This is a genomic window from Enterobacter sp. MGH 33, assembly GCF_000534535.1.
GTDB classification, from domain to species: Bacteria; Pseudomonadota; Gammaproteobacteria; order Enterobacterales; family Enterobacteriaceae; genus Enterobacter; species Enterobacter hormaechei_C.
Map to the genome: position 1 here is coordinate 2,805,777 of NZ_KI973212.1, position 20,171 is coordinate 2,825,947.

A 20,171-nucleotide genomic window follows, 5' to 3' on the forward strand; every position below is an offset into this window, starting at 1 on the left:
GACCAGCCCTTTTCGTCTATGGGCGCGCAGCGGCGCGGAACAGATAAACGGCGTGCATTCTACCTGCCCTCGGGGTAAATGAACAGAATCGAATGATTTTCCTGCCGAACCCCAGACCGCACGGTGCTGACGAAATCACTGCAAGCATTAGTATGTTGTAACTAAAATGCGGCGTTTTAAAAAATCACTGCCCGTCCAGACCTCGGATTGGCTTAATGGTGGACCACGCCCGGCAGGAAGGGCAATGCCAGTAAAGCGAATAGGCGGTGAAGCCGCATTTCTGGCAGCGATAGCGCGGTTTGCTTCGCACCTGTTCACCCACCATGTCTCGCAGCACCATCAGGCTCTCTTTAGCACGCCCTTCTTCTGCGTCATTAAGGTGATAATCCATCAGCTTATGGAAAACACGCATGGTAGGATGACGCTGCAACTGACGGGTAATGTATACCTGGGCGGTATCACTCCCTTCGTGCTCTTCAACGACGTCGGACAGCATCAGCTCGGCTGTGGCACCGGTGTTTTCTTCAACGCAGCGACGCAGAAACGCAACCCACTCGTCCTGCTTACCTAACTGCTGATAGCAGGTTTGCAGCATTTCCAGCGTTTCGCTGACCAGCTCTTTGTCCTGATCGATAACGCGAAGCAGGCTCTCCACGGCTTTGGCGTAATCACCGTTAGCCATAAAGACCCGCCCCATCATGATCGAGATGCGCGCGCTGTTGCGATCGGCCGCAGCGCCTTTCTTTAACAATGCCATGGCTTTATCCATGTCATCGCTACCCATCTGCTGGAGAGCCAGCTCGCAATAGAAGTGGGCAATTTCGACGCGTTGTTTGTCTTTACCGAGTTTGACCAGCCGTTCGGCGGTATCAATCGCTTTTTGCCAGTCGCTGGTGGCCTGATAGATTTGCAGAAGCTGCTGAAGCGCACCGATACGGAAGTCCGTCTCATCCACCAGCTGAGAGAACATATCCTCGGCGCGATCGTAAAGCCCCGCGGCCATGTAATCCCGCCCAAGCTGCTGCACGGCCAGCAACCGTTGCTCATAGGTCAACGAAGCGCTTTCCATCAGGGTCTGGTGGATACGAATGGCACGGTCAACCTCTCCGCGCGAGCGGAACAGGTTTCCCAGGGTGAGATGCGCCTCAACGGTGCCGGTATCCTCTTTAAGCATGTCGAGGAACAGATCCACCGCTTTATCCTGCTGATTGCTCAGCAGGAAGTTCACCCCCGCTACGTAGTCACGGGAGAGTCGGTTTGCTTCATCCTGTTTTGTTTGTTGCGCGCTTCTGCGGCCCATATACCAGCCATAGGCTGCGGCGACAGGCAAAAGCAGAAACAACAACTCCAGCATATTCGATTATTCCTTGACTACCGGCACACCAGAGCTCGCCGGAATGTCAGACGCAGGCGTAAGTTGATGTTCAAGTCGTTTAATTTTACGTTCAGCGCGAACAAGAGAAACACGAACCTTAAGCCAGAACAGGCCGCATACAAGCCAGCCGATGACAAAACCCGCCGCGAATAACACCGCCAGCAGGCTCGACACCCGGTACTCGCCCTGCGCCAGCAGATAGTTAAAACTTACCTGTTGATCGTTTTGCGCGCCCAATGTGACTGAAATGACAAAAATCGCCAACACCAGTAAGAAAATGAGTAAATATTTCACATGACTTCCCGTTATGTGGTTCGAGCGTATAAAGCGTGTTCAACTCACTGCAATCAGCCTTATAAGCTACCATTTTAGTGGCGGGCGCGAAATGGAAAAAGTAACGCGCCCTACATGGATTTATGGTCAAAATGCGGAATATCAACCTTCAGGTTCCGCCAGACTCCCTTTCGGCTATTTCTTCCTTCTCTTCCGGCGGCGGCGTCAATGGTCCACAAAAACGTTGTGCAAGCCAGGTTGCCAGCGTCACCAGTACCCACGAGATCAGTGTTGCCACCACCAAATCACGCGGCCAGTGCATCCCCAGCAGCATCCGGCTGCCCATTACGCCTGTCGCCCAGACCAGCAAAATCGCAATCGTGAGGGTACGCCGACGCGGCCACAGCAGTCCCACGCCAAGTAGCGCCCAGCTGGCAGCAAACATCGTATGCCCGGAAGGAAACGCAAAGCCGGTCTCTTTTTGCCAGTGTTTGCGTAAAAAGGTCGGGATATCCTGCTGTTCTGCAAGCTGCTCCTTTACCAACGCACCGCGATCTTTACGCTTTAAATTGTAGAACTCATCCACCGGAACATGATGCGTTTTTTCCAGCCAGACGACGAAAGGACGGGGTTCCTGCACGCGATCCTTGACCCACGACTTCACCCCTTGCCCGATAAGTATGGCACCGCCGAGAATAGCGAACAGTACCAGCGCCGCGCGAAGGCGAAAGCGCAGGCACCACAGGAACCAGCCACAGAGCAGCACGTGCGTAATAATCCCCCACGGCTGGGTGACCGTCTCGGTTATCCAGTATAAGGCTTTCAGCCACGTCTCGTTTTGTCCGGGCTGCCACATCCAGCCGGAGAACCAAACGACCAGGGGTATAACGAGCAATACGGCGGCGCCTGCGGCCGTTCGTCTGGCAATTGAAAGCATGTCCTCTCCTTTTTCACTAAGCACCACAATCATAACTGAATTTCATCATTCAGGTGGATATGTCGGATTGTGCGTTTAACGTTTGTAAAGCGTGGTGGTGATTAGGTGAAGTTGCCGGGCTTGTGGCAAAATAGTCCGATACAGAAAGCATAATGGGGCAAAGGCACGAAACGTGTCAGCCTGGTCTGGAGAATCACATGCAGCTTAAACGTGTGGCAGAAGCCAAACTGCCAACCCCATGGGGCGATTTCCTGATGGTGGGTTTTGAAGAACTGGCAACCGGGCAAGATCACGTCGCCCTGGTGTTCGGCGACATTTCGGGGCAAACGCCGGTGCTGTCCCGCGTTCATTCAGAATGTCTGACCGGTGACGCGCTGTTCAGTCTGCGGTGCGACTGCGGTTTTCAGCTTGAAGCCGCCCTTTCTCATATCGCAGAGGAAGGACGTGGCGTTCTGCTGTATCACCGTCAGGAAGGTCGCAATATTGGACTGCTGAATAAAATCCGCGCCTACGCGTTGCAGGATCAGGGCTACGATACCGTCGAAGCGAACCATCAGCTCGGCTTTGCTGCTGACGAGCGCGATTTCACCCTGTGCGCGGATATGTTCAAGCTGCTGGGCGTGGACGAAGTGCGTCTGTTGACCAATAACCCGAAAAAGGTGGAAATCCTCACTGAAGCGGGCATCAATATTGTGGAACGCGTACCGCTGATTGTCGGCCGCAACCCGAAAAACGCGCACTACCTCGATACCAAAGCTGCCAAAATGGGGCATCTGCTGAGCGAGTAAACGCAAAACGCCCGGCACATGTGCCGGGCGAGTTTTATCAGTCCAACATCTTACGAATCACATAATGTAAAATGCCGTCGTTCTGATAATAGGTCAGCTCTGTTGCCGTATCAATACGACACCGGCAATCCAGCACTTCTGTCGTTCCATCTGCGCGCGTTAACTTCACCGGAACGGTTTTACCCGGTTGCAGATTTTGCAGACCGCTGATATCAATCTGCTCTTCCCCGGTCAAACCCAGCGTTTTACGCGTTACGCCCTGCGGAAACTCCAGCGGCAGGATCCCCATCCCGATCAGGTTTGAGCGGTGGATACGTTCAAAGGATTCGGCAATCACCACGCGAACCCCGAGCAGACGCGGACCTTTTGCCGCCCAGTCGCGACTGGAACCGGAGCCGTACTCTTTACCGGCAATAACGGCCAGCGGCGTACCCTGCTGCTGATACTTCATGGCTGCGTCATAAATTGAAATGACCTCTGTATCCGGCAGGTGGCGCGTCATACCCCCTTCCACGCCTGGGACCATTTCATTGCGAATGCGGATGTTGGCAAAGGTCCCGCGCATCATCACTTCGTGGTTACCGCGGCGCGAACCGTAGGAGTTGAAATCGCGACGTTCCACGCCACGACTTTGCAGATACCGACCTGCCGGACTGTCCGCCTTAATGCTCCCCGCCGGAGAGATATGGTCGGTGGTGACGGAATCGCCCAGCATCGCCAGAATGCGCGCGCCGTGAATATCTTTCAGCGGTTCAGGCTCCGCCAGCATTTCGTCGAAGAATGGCGACAGGCGAATATAGGTGGAATCATCCTGCCAGTCATAGGTATCGGAACCCACTACGTCGATCGCTTTCCACTCCGCTGTGCCTTCGAACACTTCCGCATACTCTTTGCGGAACATCTCGGTGGAAACTTTCTCTACCGCGCGCGCAATTTCGCGCGATGATGGCCAGATGTCTTTCAGATAGACCGGTTCATTTTTGCGATCGTGACCAATCGGATCGGTCGCCAGGTTAATGTTCATGTTTCCGGCCAGCGCATAGGCTACAACCAGCGGCGGCGAGGCCAGCCAGTTGGTTTTCACCAGCGGATGAATACGCCCTTCAAAGTTTCGGTTACCGGAAAGTACCGCGCCAACGGTCAAATCCCCCTGCTTGATCGCCATTTCAATAGGTTCAGGCAGTGGACCAGAGTTACCGATGCAGGTCGTACAGCCGTAGCCCACCAGGTTAAAGCCCAGCTCGTCGAGGTAAGGCGTGAGTCTGGCCTGTGCCAGGTAATCGGATACCACTTTCGAACCAGGCGCCAGGGAGGCTTTAACCCAAGGCTGTGGCTTGAGCCCCAGCTCTACCGCTTTTTTTGCCAGCAGCCCGGCAGCCATTAACACACTCGGGTTGGACGTGTTGGTACAGGAAGTGATAGCGGCGATCACCACGGCGCCGTCAGGGAGCTGATACTGATGCCCGTTCAGAACATAGTCCACCGGACGGTGATCTTTTTGTGCGGCGTTAACTTCCAGCTCATTGCTGGCGGCAAAGGCTTTCGGAACGTTGCTCAGGGCGACGCGGTCCTGCGGACGTTTTGGCCCTGCGAGGCTTGCCTCAACGGTGCCCATATCCAGCTCCAGCGTACTGGTAAATACCGGCTCGTCACCCGGGTTACGCCACATGCCCTGCGCTTTGGTGTAGGCCTCAACGAGAGCCACCTGCTCCTCGCTGCGACCACTGAGGCGCATATACTCCAGCGTAACGCTATCAATCGGGAAAAAGCCGCAGGTCGCGCCATATTCTGGCGCCATGTTGGCGATGGTGGCCCGGTCCGCCAGCAGCAGTGAATCCAGACCATCGCCATAAAATTCAACGAATTTACCCACCACGCCATGCTTACGCAGCATCTGGGTGACCGTCAGAACCAGATCCGTGGCGGTAATGCCTTCGGACAACTTACCGGTCAGCTTAAAGCCCACCACATCGGGAATGAGCATTGATACCGGCTGGCCGAGCATGGCCGCTTCCGCTTCAATACCACCGACGCCCCAGCCCAGAACGCCAAGGCCGTTAATCATGGTGGTGTGTGAATCGGTGCCCACCAGCGTATCAGGGTAAGCCACCCACTCTTTATCCTGCAATTCACTCCAGACGGCTTTGCCGAGATATTCCAGGTTGACCTGGTGACAAATGCCGGTGCCCGGTGGAACAACGCTGAAGCGGCTGAACGCCTGCTGACCCCATTTCAGAAATACGTAGCGTTCATGGTTACGTTCCATCTCCAGACGGACGTTTTCGCCGAAAGCATCGTCGTCACCAAAGTGATCGACGGTGACGGAGTGGTCAATGACGAGGTCTACCGGGGACAAGGGGTTAACCTTAGCTGTATCGCCCCCGAGACGCTTTACGGCTTCACGCATGGCAGCTAAATCCACAACCGCTGGCACGCCGGTAAAATCCTGCATCAGCACCCTGGCCGGGCGATAGGCAATTTCTCTGTCTGCATGAGCATTTTTCAGCCACCCTGCCAGAGCCTGGATATCCTCCTCGGTAACCGAGTCGCCATCCTGCCAGCGCAAGAGGTTTTCCAGTAAGACTTTCAACGACTTGGGTAACCGCGAAATGTCCCCAAGCGTTCTGGCAGCCAGCGGTAAGCTGTAGTAGCGCCAGGTTTTATTTTCCGCCTGTAATGTGTCCTTACTGGCTTCGCGTAGGGTTAACGACATAAGCTCCTCCTTAAAAACAGGGATGTCCTGACAATCATCAGGGCTGTAATTAAAGATAACACAAAGATGTCGTAACGTTTTGATAACAACCCAAATTGATAAATTTAGGAATGGTCCAACGCGAGGGATAAAACAAAAACCCCGCCGTGGCGAGGTTTTACGATTTAGTGCAAGGCCAGCCAGAGGAGCTGACACCAGAAGAGGATCGACGCTGAGAATACGCCGAGCCATGACCAGTATTTTACGGTTGTCATGTTATTCATCATAGGGACACCAGACTTTAATTATTTAAGGTTGCGAGGTCTGCCCTCGTTCTATATTGCTGATGTGTATTTATTAAGGAGTACAAAAGTGCACAGTCTATATTCAGACTATTTGCATCATTACGCAAAAATCAAAATTATTGTTTTTTGGGTTCGTCTTCCGCGAACACATCAATAAAGGCCTGCTGCTGCGGCGTCAGTTTCCAGGAAGCTGGCACGCTGGTTGCTGGCGCCTTACGGGCTTTGTGAGCATTGTCACGAAGCTGACACATCTCTTTTCTCGCTTCTGTACGCACCGTCATGACCATAATCAACCCCAGTAATTCCAGACAAGAAGAGCAACCACCACCCAGAACAGGGCAGAGCCAAGAAAGACCGCCAGCCAGGCTTTACGCTTAAGCGCGGGATCCCTTTGCGGTTCTTCACTTCCTGACGGCATTGCTAACCTCATACAATCGATATCGCTTATCATTTAGAGACCAAACAATTGGCACAAGTAATCATCTGATGAGATAAATCCTAAAGAAACTTTAGCCGAAAAGCCAGTGAATTTACGTATCCGAGCCCGGGAAAATTCAATCTTTTGACCCGAAATAAATAATTGAAAAGAATAATTTGCACAGCTGTAAATTAGTTTCTACTTTTGTCGCAAATTTGCGACAGTAAAACCATAGTCATCAAATGGGTTATGACGATATATGACAGTGGGCGTAGATGATGATAATTCTAATTCAGGTTTAAAGCGGAATGACGGTATCTTTCCGCAAGAGAAAGATACCGGGAGTGATTATTTGGCGGGAAGTTTAATGTCTTTAAACATCTCTTCGATGTCTTCATTGGAGCGTAACGCCACAGCTGTATCCACCACATCGCGCGTTAAATGTGGCGCAAAGCGTTGAATAAAATCATACATATAGCTGCGCAGGAACGTGCTGCGACGAAAACCTATCTTGGTGGTGCTGTGACTGAAAATATCATGCGCATCCAGACGCACCAGATCCGGGTCTGAGACAGGATCCACCGCCATGCTGGCAATAACCCCAACGCCCAGGCCCAGACGTACATACGTTTTTATGACGTCCGCATCCGTCGCCGTAAAGACAATCCGTGGCGTTAATCCGGCGCGGTTAAACGCGGTGTCCAGTTCAGACCGGCCCGTAAAGCCGAACGTATAGGTCACCAGCGGGTATTGCGCCAGTTCTTCGATTGTCACTTCGCCCTTCCCCGCCAGCGGGTGATCCGGGGTCACGACAATAGAGCGGTTCCAGTGGTAGCACGGGAGCATGACCAGATCATCGTACAGATGGAGCGCTTCCGTCGCGATAGCGAAGTCTGCATTGCCTTTAGACACGGCCTCTGCGATTTGCGTCGGTGATCCCTGATGCATATGCAGGGAAACGCGGGGATAGCGTTCTATGAAGCCTTTGATCACCCCGGGAAGCGCATAACGCGCCTGTGTATGCGTGGTGGCAATATACAGAGAGCCTTTATCCGGCCAGGTATGTTCCCCGGCGACGGATTTAATGGCGTCGACTTTGGAGAGCACTTCCCGTGCGATGCGTATGATTTCCTGTCCTGCCGGGGTGACCTGAGTCAGGTGCTTACCGCTGCGGGCAAATATCTGAATACCTAACTCATCCTCCAGCATACGCACCTGCTTACTGATGCCGGGCTGAGAGGTATAAAGACCTTCTGCGGTGGAAGAGACATTGAGGTTATGATTGACGACCTCAACGATATAGCGAAGCTGCTGTAATTTCATGCCAGACCATCCGATTTAGCGCATGCGTCAATCGCTTAAGACGATTTGATAATAAGAAACGGGTTAACTATAACCACTATATCATTTATAGCCAGGCTGTATAGTACGGAAAAAAAAATAATAACTACGTAATAAAAAAGGGCCGGAAGTCCGGCCCTTTTACAGGTAAGTTACGGTAAGGGAAGATTATTTCTTGCCTTCAACCCATTTCCCGTCGACAAAGAAGGCTGACCATCCGGTCGCTTTGCCCTCTTTCTCTGCCGCCACGTACTGCTGCTTCGTTTTACGGCTGAAGCGCACCACGGTTTTGTTGCCTTCTGGATCCTGCTGTGGCGCATCGGCCAGGTAACGCAGTTTCTCCGGCAGACGGTCGCGGAAGCGGTACAGCTCTTCTACCAGCGGCGCACGGGTTTCGCGCGATTTCGGGAAGGTGTTGGCCGCCAGGAATACCCCGGCAGCGCCGTCACGCAGCACGAAATACGCGTCTGACTTCTCGCACGGCAGCTCAGGAAGCGGAACCGGATCTTCCTTTGGCGGCGCAACTTCACCGTTACGCAGGATCTTACGCGTGTTTTTACAGTCGTCGTTGGTGCATGCCATGTACTTACCGAAGCGTCCCATTTTTAGGTGCATTTCGGAACCACATTTCTCACACTCAACGATTGGACCGTCATAGCCCTTAATGCGGAACTCACCTTCTTCGATCTCATAACCATCACAGGTCGGGTTATTGCCACAAACGTGCAATTTGCGTTTGGGATCGATCAGGTAGCTGTCCATCGCCGTGCCGCATTTCTTACAGCGGCGTTTGGCGCGCAGTGCGTTGGTCTCCGCATCGTCACCTTCCAGCACGTTGAGAACTTCGTTCTCCGGCACGAGGTTGATGGTGGTTTTGCAACGCTCTTTCGGCGACAGCGCATAACCAGAGCAACCGAGGAACACGCCCGTGGTCGCGGTACGGATCCCCATTTTACGGCCACAGGTTGGGCAGTCGATGCTGGTCAGCACCATCTGGTTAGGCAGCATGCCGCCCTCTTCAGGATCTTTCTCGGCTTTCTCAAGCTGATTGGTAAAATCGCTGAAGAAGCTGTCGAGAACTTTCTTCCACTCTGCCTTATGGCTGGCGACCTCATCGAGGCTGTCTTCCATCTGCGCGGTGAAGTCATAGTTCATCAACTCGCGGAAGTTCGCTTCCAGACGGTCGGTGACAATCTCACCCATTTTTTCAGCATAGAAACGACGGTTCTCGACGCGAACGTATCCACGATCCTGAATGGTCGAAATGATTGACGCATAGGTGGACGGGCGACCGATGCCGCGTTTTTCCAGCTCTTTCACCAGCGATGCTTCGCTGAAGCGCGCAGGTGGCTTGGTGAAGTGCTGAGCCGGGACCAGATCAACCAGCGACAGCTCGTCACCTTTGTTGACTGAAGGCAGCGTTCTGTCTTCATCACCTTTACGCAACGCTGGCATCACTTTTGTCCAGCCGTCGAAGCGCAGAATGCGGCCGCGCGCTTTCAGGCGGAAATCACCCGCGCCGACGGTCAGCGTGGTGGAGTCGTATTTCGCTGGCGTCATCTGGCAGGCTACGAACTGGCGCCAGATCAGCTGATACAGCTTCTGGGCGTCCGCTTCCATATCTTTCAGCGATTCAGCCAGAACAGAAACGTCAGAAGGACGAATCGCTTCGTGCGCTTCCTGAGAATTCTCTTTGCTGGCGTACTGATTAGGCCCGTCCGGCAGGTATTTCTTACCGAAGTTGTCCTCGATATAGCCACGCACCATGTTGACAGCGTCCTGGCTCAGGTTGGTGGAGTCAGTACGCATGTAGGTGATGTAACCCGCTTCATACAAGCGCTGGGCCATCATCATGGTTTTCTTCACGCCGTAACCCAGACGGGTACTTGCCGCCTGCTGGAGAGTTGACGTGATAAACGGTGCGCCAGGCTTGCTGCTGGTTGGTTTATCTTCACGATCCAGAACCTGATAACGCGCTTTTTCCAGCAGCGCCACGGCGGCCATGGTCTGATCGCGATTTTCAGGACGGAACGGTTTGTCGTTGTGGTGGCTCACCTGCAACGGCAGCGCATCGCCGCCCGGCGTGGTGACATTCGCATCCACTTCCCAGAACTCTTCCGGGACGAACGCTTTGATCTCGCGTTCACGCTCTACAACAAGACGAACAGCCACAGACTGCACACGCCCCGCAGACAGGCCGCGAGCGACCTTTTTCCACAGCAACGGCGAGACCATGTAGCCTACAACGCGGTCCATAAAGCGACGCGCCTGCTGAGCGTTAACACGGTCGATATTCAGTTCACCCGGCTTTTCAAACGCCTGACGAATCGCATTCTTTGTAATTTCGTTGAACACTACACGGCTGTAGCGTTTGTCATCACCCCCGATCACTTCCCGCAGGTGCCATGCGATGGCCTCCCCTTCGCGGTCAAGGTCGGTTGCGAGATAAATGTGGTCTGCTTTTTCAGCAAGCTGTTTCAGCTCGTTAACGACTTTTTCTTTGCCTGGCAGCACTTCGTAATGTGCATCCCAGTTGTGCCATGGGTTAACACCCATGCGGTTGACAAGCGCGCTACGTTCATCCTTTTTAGGCTTTTTAGCCCCTTTGGTGGAGGTAGAGTCTGCGCTCTTTTTGCTGGCTGAGCCACTGGTCGGCAAATCGCGAATGTGACCAACGCTGGACTTAACCACGTAGTCATTGCCCAGATATTTATTGATCGTTTTGGCTTTTGCCGGGGACTCAACGATGACGAGAGCTTTACCCATATTCACCTTTACCTAATTTAATTCTTCCAGGAATACGCCGCACGTTGATTTCCCTTCCGCTGACGACGAGCCATTGATATTGCGACATCGTCAGGGGATATCAACCCCTATGTGTTACCGAACGTCAGAATGGCGACATCCAGGTCATTGAGTTTTCGGGTATTTTTCTCACATCAAAGTTCATTCGTGACGAATTCCCGGTCGAATGTCAAGCAATTCTGTTGCCAGAATGACGAAAGCGCACACTGTACCTGATAAAATTCGTTACGCAACTTTATTAGCATGCAAAAGCAAATCCCGCCAGCCAGCCCCTGTTTCTTATCCCCTCGGATAACAGGGAAAATTTGCCCCCGAAGCGACCCAGGCGTAGACTATTGTCACTGTTTAAGGAGTGGAATATGCAGAATACGACCCAACCCATTGACCGAGCTTCATTGCTTATCGAAGCAAACAAACTCATTCGCGACCATGAAGACACCCTGGCGGGAATTGAAGCGACTGGCGTGGAACAACGTAATGGCGTGCTGGTGTTCAGCGGTGAATACTTCCTTGATGAACAAGGGCTACCCACCCCGAAAAGCACCGCCGTGTTTAACATGTTTAAATACCTGGCGCATACCCTCTCAGAGAAGTACCACCTGGTCGATTAAAACGAAAACGCGAGGCATCTGCCTCGCGTTTTTCTTTACAGCAGCGGCTTTTGTCCGCGCTGCAACCAGCGTAGCAGCAGGCGATCCGCGCTTTCTGCCGCGCTATTGGTAAAACGGTCGAGCAGGCGCTTGCGTCGGGTGAAGCGCACCCCCACCAGCTCACGGCCTTCCATCAGGTTGAGCAGGAGGTCATCGCTGGTACCCACTTCATCCACCAGCCCTTTCTCCTGCGCCTGCGTGCCGTACCAGTGTTCGCCCGTAGCCACCTGCTCAATGTCCAGCGTTGGGCGCATGCGGTGCACGAAATCTTTGAACAGATGGTGGGTTTCGTTCAGATCTTCCCGGAATTTCTGCCGTCCCTCTTCGGTATTTTCGCCGAGCAGCGTCAGCGTACGTTTGTACTGACCCGCCGTATGCAGTTCGATGTCGATCTCTTTATTTTTCAGGAAACGATTGAAGTTAGGGAGCTGCGCGACCACCCCAATCGAGCCGATAATGGAGAACGGTGCCGCGACGATTTTATCCGCCACGCACGCCATCATATAGCCGCCACTCGCCGCGACCTTATCTACCGCAACGGTGAGTGGGATCTGTTTATCCCGCAGACGTTGTAACTGCGAAGCCGCCAGTCCATACCCATGCACTACGCCGCCCGGGCTTTCAAGGCGTACCACCACCTGATCCTGGGCTGTCGCCACGGCCAGCACCGCCGTCACTTCTTCACGCAGAGAGGAGACTTCATGCGCATCCATGCTACCTTTAAAATCGAGCACATAGACGCGCGGTTTTGCGTCAGCCTGTGGCGTGGCGAGCTTAGCTTTCGCCTTCGCGGCTTTGGCGTCCTGCTTATGTTTTTTCTTCTGGGCTTTTAGCCACAACTTCTGTTGATGATCGTCAAGCAGCGCCAGAGACATCTCCTCCTGCATCTCTTTATACTGCTCGCTCAGGCGGGTAATGCGTAACTCACCACGCTGACGCTTACGCTGCGTCAGGTTGACAATCAGGACGGCAATCACCGCGACAGCAATAACCACCGTCGCGATTTTGGCCAAAAACAACCCATACTGAGAAAGTAATTCCACGCGTTCCACCTTGATTTAACCACGAATCTTTCACGCCAGTGTACAACAGCCCTGCGCAGGCGTCTCGCTCTGGACATTACCTCTGCGAGGCGGCTTCAGGAATCCCCCGCTTCTGGTTTAAATCTTTGCAAATTGTTAATTTCCCAGCGTTCTGTCCTGTAGACTGATTGAATTCTGACGCTGTTTCGGGCATAAAGCCGAAAAGTCATAAATAAAGGTGCAAGTCACGCCCAATTCGCCTGAGGAGCCACCGTGCATTATCAGCCACAAAAAAACCTTCTACAGAACCGCATCATTCTGGTTACCGGTGCCAGCGACGGGATTGGTCGCGAAGCGGCGCTGACCTATTCTGAATACGGTGCGAGCCTTATTCTGCTGGGACGTAATGAAGAAAAGCTCAAGGCCGTCGCCCGTGAAATCGAAAACGCCGGCGGTACCCCCACGCCCTGGTATACGCTCGATCTGCTGACCTGCACGCCAGCGTCATGTCAGGCCCTTGCCCAGCGGATCAGCACACATTATCCGCGTCTGGACGGCGTACTGCACAACGCGGGGTTACTGGGCGAAGTGCGCCCGATGGATGAACAGGATCCGGAAATTTGGCAACAGGTGATGCAGGTTAACGTCAACGGGACGTTTTTCCTGACCCAGGCCTTGCTTCCTTTATTACTCAACTCCGATTCCGGCTCGCTGGTATTTACCTCCTCCAGCGTGGGGCGTCAGGGGCGTGCGAACTGGGGGGCTTACGCCGTCTCAAAATTTGCCACCGAAGGAATGATGCAGGTGCTGGCCGAAGAGTACCAAAGCCGCCACCTGCGGGTTAACTGTATTAATCCAGGCGGTACGCGCACCAAAATGCGCGCCAGCGCCTTCCCGACAGAAGATCCGCAGAAGCTTAAAACCCCGGCCGATATCATGCCCCTTTACCTGTGGCTGATGGGTGACGACAGCCGTCGCAAAACCGGAATGACCTTCGATGCCCAGCCAGGCCGCAAACCGGGGATATCGCAATGAGTGATGATCGGCATCAGCAGCGCCAGCAGCGTCTGAAAGAACAGGTTGATGCACGCGTGGCGGCCGCTCAGGACGAGCGCGGTATCCTCATCGTGTTCACCGGCAACGGCAAAGGCAAAACCACCGCCGCATTTGGGACCGCCACCCGCGCAGTCGGGCATGGGCAGAAAGTGGGCGTGATCCAGTTTATCAAGGGTGAATGGCCCAACGGCGAGCGTAATCTGCTCGAGCCGCATGGCGTTGAGTTTCAGGTAATGGCAACCGGTTTTACCTGGGATACCCAGAACCGGGAAACCGATACCGCAGCCTGCCTCGCCGTCTGGGAGCATGCCAAAAGAATGCTTTCAGACCCGTCGCTGAACATGGTGTTGCTGGATGAGATCACCTATATGGTGGCGTATGACTACCTGCCGCTGCAAGCCGTGCTGGAGGCCCTCAGGAACCGCCCTGCACAGCAAACGGCGATCGTCACGGGGCGCGGGTGTCATCGGGACATTCTGGAGTTGGCCGATACCGTCAGCGAGCTGCGTCCGGTTAAGCATGCGTTCGATGCGGGTATCAAAGCGCAAATTGGGATTGATTACTGAAAAAAAAGCCCGGTATATTCACCGGGCTTTTCAATTAACCGTTGTTATTACGGCTGCCAGAGCGGCGATTGCTGCTGACCTGGCTATGACGTTTCACCGCACGGCGGATTTGATTCGCCTTCATGCGACGACGATCTTTCTCTACCGCCACTTTCGACGTGGTTTCTGGCGTCAGGCCAACCAGATCGCGCAGGTAGTTGGTTTGCGTCAGATCCAGTTCGGTATAGCCGCCACGTGGCAGGCCTTTCGGCAGCAGAATGTCGCCATAGCGGACGCGAATCAAGCGACTCACCTGGACACCGACCGCTTCCCACAGTCGACGCACCTCGCGGTTACGTCCCTCTGTCAGGGTAACGTTGTACCACTGGTTAATGCCTTCACCACCGGTAAACTTGATGGTTTTGAACGCCGCAGGGCCGTCCTCCAGCTGAACACCACGCGACAGATCGCGCAGTTTGTTCTCATCAACCTGGCCGAAAACACGAACGGCGTATTCACGTTCCACTTCACGACTCGGGTGCATCAGACGGTTTGCCAGTTCACCATCGGTGGTGAACAGCAGCAGGCCGCAGGTGTTCACATCCAGACGCCCTACGGCAATCCAGCGGGCGCCACGCAATTTTGGCAGACGGTCAAACACCGTCGGGCGACCTTCCGGGTCGTTGCGGGTACACAGTTCGCCTTCCGGCTTGTAGTAAGCCAGTACGCGGCAGATCTGTTCAGCAGACTCTTTCACGGAGATAAGATGGCCGTCAATGCGGATCTTCAGCCCCGGTACGATTTCAACGCGGTCACCGAGCGTGGCGATTTTACCGTCCACACTCACGCGGCCTGCTTCAATAATGGCTTCGATTTCACGGCGCGAACCGTGGCCGGCGCGCGCCAGCACTTTCTGTAACTTCTCGCTCATTGAGCTTCCTCAGGTGTCGCCTTCACAGGCGTCGAATCAGGTCAAAAACAGGGCGGCGCCCTGCTTTGATGGCCGCGTAGTATATCTGCTTACACCCTTACAAGAAAGGCTTAACATCGCCCACGCCTTCACGAATCACTTCTGGCGCGTCTTCGGTGAGATCCACCACGGTGGTCGGCTGCTGGCCAAGATAGCCGCCATGAATAATCAGCTCCACCACCTTCTCCAGACGATCTTTGATCTCTTCCGGGTCGGACTCGGTAAACTCACTGCCCGGCAGCATCAGCGATGTGGAGAGCATCGGCTCGCCGAGGGTTTCCAGTAGCGCCTGGGCAATCGGGTTCGACGGCACGCGCATGCCGATGGTTTTACGTTTTTCCTGCAACAGACGACGCGGCACCTCTTTTGTCCCCTTCAGAATGAAGGTGTAGTTACCCGGCGTGTTGTTTTTAATCAGACGAAAGGCCACGTTATCAACATAAGCATAGGTCGACAGCTCAGAGAGATCGCGACACATCAGGGTGAAGTTGTGGCCATCCGGCAGCTGGCGGATGCGACAGATGCGCTCCATCGCCCCTTTATCCTCAATTTTACAGCCCAGCGCGTAGCCAGAATCGGTTGGGTAGACAATAACGCCGCCTTTGCGGACGATCTCCACGGCCTGATTAATCAGACGTGGCTGGGGGTTATCCGGATGGATATAGAAAAACTGACTCATACTTCCCTCTCTTCAATTTGCTGTGGCTGTTCCCAGAGCTGCCAGACAGGCTCAACGCCCGCGGGTAACCAGAGCTTGCGCCCCAATTCAATCCACGCGCAGGGCTGATGGAAATCTGAACCCTGTGACCCAAGCAGACCAAACTGACGGGCGTAGGTCGCGAGCTGCGAACGCTCATTGGGTGCCTGCTGACACTGGGCAACTTCCATCGCCTCACCGCCGCATTCGGCAAAGTGTGCCAGCAGTCTTTTCAGCCATTTAGCAGAAAGATTATACCGCCCCGGATGGGCCAGCACGGCCTTACCGCCAGAATGATGAATCACATCAATAGCTTGTTTTATTGTACACCACTGTGGGGGAACGTATCCGGTTTTCCCGCGCGCCAGATACTTTTTAAAGACATTCGCCATGGTCGTCGCCTTACCGGCATCCACAAGAAAACGGGCGAAATGGCCACGCGTCACCGCCCCACCGTTCGCCAGCGTTCGCGCGCCTTCCAGTGCACCGGGAATATGCGCTTTTTCCAGACGTTCGCCAATCATCTCCGCGCGTTGATTGCGGCGTGTTTTTTGTTCTTGCAAAAAAGCACGCATGGCCGGATGTTCTGTATCGATATTCAGGCCAACGATATGAATTTCGTGGTTTTCCCAGACCGTCGAGATCTCAACCCCGGCCACCAGATCCAGCGCCAGTCCGCTGCGGGCAATCTCGGCGCGCGCGGCGGGAATGCCGTCAGTGGTATCGTGATCGGTTATTGCCAGCGTGCCGACACGCATTTCAACGGCGCGATGGACCAGAGCTTCGGGTGTCAGCAGGCCATCTGAAGCCTGCGTATGGCTATGTAAATCATAAATTACGGCGTAGGTGGTATCGCTCAAAGCACTTCCCATAACAGGTTGGAGACATCCGAAGCCCCTATGATACCGACTAACCGTGAAATACTGAAATCAGGGGTTGACAACACGCCAACGAACTAGTTAACTAGTACGCAAGTTCACACGAGAAAGGTATCTGAAAATGACAGCACATTTCGCTCTGCACGGTTGGTGGCGTACTTCCTGATCTTCGGGCAGTGTCACACGTCTGCGATAAGCAAACAGATACCCGGCCCGCTCCCAAGCGGGCTTTTTTTTGAACAGAATATGAGAACAACAACATGCAAACAGCCAAACCCCACCTCGAACTGCTGACCTGCGAGGCGGCCTATCGCCATAACCCTACCGCGCTGTTTCATCAGGTGTGCGGCGCACGTCCCGCGACGCTGCTGCTGGAGTCAGCTGATATCGACAGTAAGGACGACCTCAAAAGCCTGCTGCTGGTTGACAGCGCGCTGCGCATTACCGCGTTAGGTGACACCGTCACTATCAGGGCGTTGTCTGACAATGGCGCGTCGCTCCTGCCGCTGCTGGATGCGGCGCTGCCTTCAGGCATTGAAAATGAACGCCACCCGGACCTGCGTATTCTGCATTTCCCGCCGGTGAGCCAGCTGCTGGATGAGGATGCCCGCCTCTGCTCGCTCTCCGTTTTTGACGCCTTTCGCCTGCTGCAAAATCTGGTGGCCGTGCCGGAAGTTGAGCGCGAAGCAATGTTTTTTGGCGGGCTGTTTGCTTACGACCTGGTTGCTGGCTTTGAAGATTTACCGGAAACCGAGCAGGGAAACCGCTGCCCGGACTACTGTTTCTACCTGGCCGAAACCCTGCTGGTGATCGACCATCAGAAAAAATATACTCGCATCCAGGCCAGCCTCTTCACTCCGTCTGAGTCTGAGAAAAATCGCCTCGCGCAGCGCATCGCCCAACTGCAACAGCAGATGTCAGAAGCACCGCCCGCGCTCCCGGTGCAGCGTGTTGAAAAGATGACCTGCGAGGTGAGTCAGACCGACGATCAGTACGGCGCGGTGGTACGTCAGATGCAAAAAGCGATTCGTGCCGGGGAGATTTTCCAGGTAGTGCCGTCCCGTCGCTTCACACTGCCCTGCCCGTCGCCGCTGGCGGCTTACGATGTGCTGAAAAAGAGCAACCCAAGCCCGTACATGTTCTTTATGCAGGACAATGATTTCACCCTGTTTGGCGCGTCGCCGGAAAGCTCCCTCAAGTACGACGCCACCAGCCGCCAGATTGAGATCTACCCGATAGCGGGAACCCGTCCACGCGGCCGTCGTGCCGATGGCTCCCTGGACCGCGATCTCGACAGCCGCATCGAACTGGAAATGCGTACCGACCATAAAGAGCTCTCCGAACACCTGATGCTGGTTGACCTGGCGCGTAACGATCTGGCACGTATTTGCACCCCAGGCAGCCGCTACGTGGCGGACCTGACCAAAGTCGACCGCTACTCCTTCGTCATGCACCTGGTATCCCGCGTGGTGGGTGAACTGCGCCACGACCTCGACGTTCTGCATGCCTACCGCGCCTGCATGAACATGGGCACCCTGAGCGGCGCGCCGAAAGTCCGCGCCATGCAGCTGATCGCCGAAGCGGAAGGACGCCGTCGCGGCAGCTACGGTGGTGCCGTGGGCTATTTCACCGCTCACGGTGACCTTGATACCTGCATCGTGATCCGCTCCGCCTACGTTGAGGACGGCATTGCCACCGTCCAGGCCGGGGCCGGAATTGTGCTGGATTCTGTTCCGCAGTCGGAAGCCGACGAAACCCGCAGTAAAGCGCGCGCGGTACTGCGCGCCATTGCTACCGCACACCATGCACAGGAGATTTTCTGATGGCTGACATTCTGCTGCTCGATAATATCGACTCCTTTACCTACAACCTGGCAGATCAGCTGCGTGCGAATGGTCACAATGTCGTTATCTATCGCAACCACGTTCCGGCCCAGACGCTAATTGACCGTCTGGCGACCATGCAAAACCCGGTGCTGATGCTCTCCCCGGGCCCAGGCGCACCGAGCGAAGCAGGCTGTATGCCTGAGCTGTTGACCCGTATGCGCGGCAAGCTGCCGATTATCGGCATCTGCCTCGGCCACCAGGCGATTGTCGAAGCCTACGGCGGTTACGTGGGTCAGGCGGGGGAGATCCTCCATGGTAAAGCGTCAAGTATTGAACATGACGGTCAGGCGATGTTTGCCGGTCTGCCGAACCCGCTTCCGGTAGCGCGTTACCACTCGCTGGTCGGCAGCAACATTCCGGCCGGGCTGACCATTAACGCCTCGTTTGAAGGGATGGTGATGGCGGTGCGTCACGATGCGGATCGCGTCTGCGGGATGCAGTTCCACCCGGAATCTATCCTGACGTCCAACGGCGCGCGTCTGCTGGAGCAAACGCTCGACTGGGCGCTACAAAAGCTGGAGCAGACCAACACCCTGCAACCGATTCTGGAAAAACTGTATCAGGCTCAGACCCTGAGCCAGCAGGAGAGCCATCAGCTATTCTCCGCCGTCGTGCGCGGCGAGCTGAAGCCTGAGCAGCTGGCCGCTGCGCTGGTGAGCATGAAGGTACGTGGCGAAAGCCCGCAGGAGATCGCCGGCGCGGCAACCGCGCTGCTGGAAAATGCCGCCCCGTTCCCGCGCCCGGACTATCCGTTTGCCGATATTGTCGGGACCGGTGGCGACGGCAGTAACAGTATCAATATTTCCACCGCCAGCGCCTTTGTGGCCGCGGCATGCGGTCTGAAGGTGGCGAAACACGGCAACCGCAGCGTGTCCAGCCGTTCAGGATCGTCCGACCTGCTGGCGGCTTTCGGTATCAACCTGGACATGAACGCCGAGCGTTCCCGTGAAGCGCTGGATGACCTGGGCGTCTGTTTCCTGTTCGCGCCGAAGTATCACACCGGTTTCCGCCACGCGATGCCGGTTCGCCAGCAGCTCAAAACCCGTACGCTGTTTAACGTGCTCGGTCCACTCATTAACCCGGCGCACCCGCCGCTGGCGCTGATTGGCGTTTACAGCCCGGAACTGGTCCTGCCGATTGCGGAGACGCTGCGCGTCCTCGGTTACCAACGCGCCGCCGTGGTACACAGCGGCGGGATGGATGAAGTTTCCCTGCATGCGCCCACGCTGGTGGCGGAACTGAATAACGGCGAAGTGCTGAACTATCAGCTTGAGGCCGCTGACTTCGGGTTGACCCCGTACCATCAGGACGCCCTGGCGGGCGGCACGCCGGAAGAAAACCGTGACATTCTCACGCGCTTATTACAAGGTAAAGGTGAGGCCGCCCATGAGGCCGCCGTGGCGGCCAACGTAGCCATGCTGATGCGTTTACATGGCGAGGAAGATCTGAAAGCCAACGCCCAAAAAGTTCTGGACGTACTGCGCTCCGGTGCAGCTTACGATCGCGTTACCGCACTTGCGGCAAGAGGGTAAA

Annotated in this window: 20 protein-coding genes and 1 other annotated feature; of the genes, 7 read left to right on the plus strand and 13 right to left on the minus strand. The window is 55.0% G+C overall.

Annotated features, from left to right (window positions below; all coding sequences use genetic code 11):
* Positions 1–184: 184 nt before the first annotated feature.
* From lapB to pgpB, 3 genes are all read right to left on the minus strand, one after another.
* Complete coding sequence (gene lapB / locus L379_RS10850; RefSeq protein WP_003856819.1) at positions 185–1,354, minus strand: lipopolysaccharide assembly protein LapB; 1,170 nt, start codon at positions 1,352–1,354, stop codon at positions 185–187.
* 6 nt (positions 1,355–1,360) lie between these two features.
* Positions 1,361–1,669 carry a LapA family protein gene (locus tag L379_RS10845; protein WP_003856817.1) on the minus strand — a complete coding sequence of 103 codons (309 nt, stop codon included), beginning with the start codon at positions 1,667–1,669 and terminating at the stop codon, positions 1,361–1,363.
* 148 nt (positions 1,670–1,817) lie between these two features.
* On the minus strand, positions 1,818–2,585 hold the full coding sequence (pgpB, locus tag L379_RS10840) for a phosphatidylglycerophosphatase B (protein ID WP_003856815.1): 768 nt from the start codon (positions 2,583–2,585) through the stop codon (positions 1,818–1,820).
* A gap of 197 nt (positions 2,586–2,782) precedes the next feature.
* Here pgpB and ribA point away from each other — a divergent pair, with 197 nt between their 5' ends.
* Positions 2,783–3,373: a GTP cyclohydrolase II gene (ribA, locus tag L379_RS10835; RefSeq protein ID WP_003856813.1), complete on the plus strand. Its 591-nt coding sequence runs from the start codon at positions 2,783–2,785 to the stop codon at positions 3,371–3,373.
* 37 nt (positions 3,374–3,410) lie between these two features.
* Here ribA and acnA read toward each other — a convergent pair whose 3' ends face one another.
* The 6 genes from acnA to topA all read right to left on the minus strand — a co-directional run bounded on the left by acnA (position 3,411) and on the right by topA (position 10,895).
* The gene (gene acnA / locus L379_RS10830) at positions 3,411–6,086 is read right to left on the minus strand and encodes an aconitate hydratase AcnA (RefSeq protein ID WP_032653817.1); all 2,676 of its coding nucleotides are present in this window, start codon (positions 6,084–6,086) and stop codon (positions 3,411–3,413) included.
* A gap of 164 nt (positions 6,087–6,250) precedes the next feature.
* On the minus strand, positions 6,251–6,349 hold the full coding sequence (ymiC, locus tag L379_RS26310) for a small membrane protein YmiC (protein ID WP_032103392.1): 99 nt from the start codon (positions 6,347–6,349) through the stop codon (positions 6,251–6,253).
* Positions 6,350–6,486: 137 nt separating this feature from the next.
* Positions 6,487–6,657: a hypothetical protein gene (locus L379_RS26095; protein WP_006810843.1), complete on the minus strand. Its 171-nt coding sequence runs from the start codon at positions 6,655–6,657 to the stop codon at positions 6,487–6,489.
* Between the two features lie 2 nt (positions 6,658–6,659).
* The gene (locus L379_RS10825) at positions 6,660–6,800 is read right to left on the minus strand and encodes a YmiA family putative membrane protein (protein ID WP_213083754.1); all 141 of its coding nucleotides are present in this window, start codon (positions 6,798–6,800) and stop codon (positions 6,660–6,662) included.
* Between the two features lie 336 nt (positions 6,801–7,136).
* Positions 7,137–8,111, minus strand: a complete 975-nt coding sequence (gene cysB / locus L379_RS10820) for an HTH-type transcriptional regulator CysB (RefSeq protein ID WP_006810844.1) — start codon at positions 8,109–8,111, stop codon at positions 7,137–7,139.
* Between the two features lie 186 nt (positions 8,112–8,297).
* Positions 8,298–10,895, minus strand: a complete 2,598-nt coding sequence (gene topA, locus L379_RS10815; RefSeq protein WP_017384217.1) for a type I DNA topoisomerase — start codon at positions 10,893–10,895, stop codon at positions 8,298–8,300.
* A gap of 398 nt (positions 10,896–11,293) precedes the next feature.
* On the opposite strand from topA, the gene L379_RS10810 reads away from it, so the two are divergent.
* Positions 11,294–11,545, plus strand: coding sequence for a YciN family protein (locus tag L379_RS10810; protein ID WP_003856804.1), 252 nt, complete (start codon positions 11,294–11,296; stop codon positions 11,543–11,545).
* Positions 11,546–11,580: 35 nt separating this feature from the next.
* Here the strand turns inward: L379_RS10810 and sohB are convergent, their stop codons facing one another.
* The gene (sohB, locus tag L379_RS10805; protein ID WP_032653820.1) at positions 11,581–12,627 is read right to left on the minus strand and encodes a protease SohB; all 1,047 of its coding nucleotides are present in this window, start codon (positions 12,625–12,627) and stop codon (positions 11,581–11,583) included.
* A gap of 252 nt (positions 12,628–12,879) precedes the next feature.
* Between sohB and L379_RS10800 the strand changes: the two genes are divergently transcribed.
* Complete coding sequence (locus tag L379_RS10800; RefSeq protein ID WP_017384219.1) at positions 12,880–13,641, plus strand: YciK family oxidoreductase; 762 nt, start codon at positions 12,880–12,882, stop codon at positions 13,639–13,641.
* On the plus strand, positions 13,638–14,228 hold the full coding sequence (gene cobO / locus L379_RS10795; RefSeq protein ID WP_023303836.1) for a cob(I)yrinic acid a,c-diamide adenosyltransferase: 591 nt from the start codon (positions 13,638–13,640) through the stop codon (positions 14,226–14,228). The genes L379_RS10800 and cobO overlap by 4 nt, the downstream gene beginning before the upstream one ends.
* A gap of 34 nt (positions 14,229–14,262) precedes the next feature.
* Here the strand turns inward: cobO and rluB are convergent, their stop codons facing one another.
* The 3 genes from rluB to rnm form a co-directional block, all read right to left on the minus strand.
* Positions 14,263–15,138, minus strand: coding sequence for a 23S rRNA pseudouridine(2605) synthase RluB (gene rluB / locus L379_RS10790; protein WP_003856794.1), 876 nt, complete (start codon positions 15,136–15,138; stop codon positions 14,263–14,265).
* 97 nt (positions 15,139–15,235) lie between these two features.
* Positions 15,236–15,856, minus strand: a complete 621-nt coding sequence (locus L379_RS10785) for an L-threonylcarbamoyladenylate synthase (RefSeq protein WP_003856793.1) — start codon at positions 15,854–15,856, stop codon at positions 15,236–15,238.
* Positions 15,853–16,746 carry an RNase RNM gene (gene rnm / locus L379_RS10780; RefSeq protein ID WP_023303837.1) on the minus strand — a complete coding sequence of 298 codons (894 nt, stop codon included), beginning with the start codon at positions 16,744–16,746 and terminating at the stop codon, positions 15,853–15,855. The genes L379_RS10785 and rnm overlap by 4 nt, the downstream gene beginning before the upstream one ends.
* 127 nt (positions 16,747–16,873) lie before the next feature.
* Between rnm and trpL the strand changes: the two genes are divergently transcribed.
* From trpL to trpD, 3 genes are all read left to right on the plus strand, one after another.
* Positions 16,874–16,918, plus strand: coding sequence for a trp operon leader peptide (gene trpL, locus L379_RS25885; RefSeq protein ID WP_071524153.1), 45 nt, complete (start codon positions 16,874–16,876; stop codon positions 16,916–16,918).
* Positions 16,895–16,989 (plus strand) — a sequence feature (Trp leader region). It overlaps the preceding gene by 24 nt.
* Before the next feature lie 23 nt (positions 16,990–17,012).
* Entirely contained in the window at positions 17,013–18,575 is a 1,563-nt protein-coding gene (locus L379_RS10775) for an anthranilate synthase component 1 (protein WP_017384222.1), read from the plus strand.
* Positions 18,575–20,170, plus strand: coding sequence for a bifunctional anthranilate synthase glutamate amidotransferase component TrpG/anthranilate phosphoribosyltransferase TrpD (gene trpD / locus L379_RS10770; protein ID WP_017384223.1), 1,596 nt, complete (start codon positions 18,575–18,577; stop codon positions 20,168–20,170). Before L379_RS10775 ends, trpD begins: the two co-directional genes overlap by 1 nt.
* Position 20,171 lies beyond the last annotated feature (1 nt).

Excerpts from the sequence above, each read along its gene's own strand:
- lapB (WP_003856819.1), bottom strand. The coding sequence starts at position 1,354 with ATGCTGGAGTTGTTGTTTCTGCTTTTGCCTGTCGCCGCAGCCTATGGC.
- pgpB (WP_003856815.1), bottom strand. The coding sequence starts at position 2,585 with ATGCTTTCAATTGCCAGACGAACGGCCGCAGGCGCCGCCGTATTGCTC.
- ribA (WP_003856813.1), top strand. The coding sequence starts at position 2,783 with ATGCAGCTTAAACGTGTGGCAGAAGCCAAACTGCCAACCCCATGGGGC.
- acnA (WP_032653817.1), bottom strand. The coding sequence starts at position 6,086 with ATGTCGTTAACCCTACGCGAAGCCAGTAAGGACACATTACAGGCGGAA.
- ymiC (WP_032103392.1), bottom strand. The coding sequence starts at position 6,349 with ATGAATAACATGACAACCGTAAAATACTGGTCATGGCTCGGCGTATTC.
- L379_RS26095 (WP_006810843.1), bottom strand. The coding sequence starts at position 6,657 with ATGGTCATGACGGTGCGTACAGAAGCGAGAAAAGAGATGTGTCAGCTT.
- L379_RS10825 (WP_213083754.1), bottom strand. The coding sequence starts at position 6,800 with ATGAGGTTAGCAATGCCGTCAGGAAGTGAAGAACCGCAAAGGGATCCC.
- cysB (WP_006810844.1), bottom strand. The coding sequence starts at position 8,111 with ATGAAATTACAGCAGCTTCGCTATATCGTTGAGGTCGTCAATCATAAC.
- topA (WP_017384217.1), bottom strand. The coding sequence starts at position 10,895 with ATGGGTAAAGCTCTCGTCATCGTTGAGTCCCCGGCAAAAGCCAAAACG.
- L379_RS10810 (WP_003856804.1), top strand. The coding sequence starts at position 11,294 with ATGCAGAATACGACCCAACCCATTGACCGAGCTTCATTGCTTATCGAA.
- cobO (WP_023303836.1), top strand. The coding sequence starts at position 13,638 with ATGAGTGATGATCGGCATCAGCAGCGCCAGCAGCGTCTGAAAGAACAG.
- rluB (WP_003856794.1), bottom strand. The coding sequence starts at position 15,138 with ATGAGCGAGAAGTTACAGAAAGTGCTGGCGCGCGCCGGCCACGGTTCG.
- L379_RS10785 (WP_003856793.1), bottom strand. The coding sequence starts at position 15,856 with ATGAGTCAGTTTTTCTATATCCATCCGGATAACCCCCAGCCACGTCTG.
- rnm (WP_023303837.1), bottom strand. The coding sequence starts at position 16,746 with ATGGGAAGTGCTTTGAGCGATACCACCTACGCCGTAATTTATGATTTA.
- L379_RS10775 (WP_017384222.1), top strand. The coding sequence starts at position 17,013 with ATGCAAACAGCCAAACCCCACCTCGAACTGCTGACCTGCGAGGCGGCC.
- trpD (WP_017384223.1), top strand. The coding sequence starts at position 18,575 with ATGGCTGACATTCTGCTGCTCGATAATATCGACTCCTTTACCTACAAC.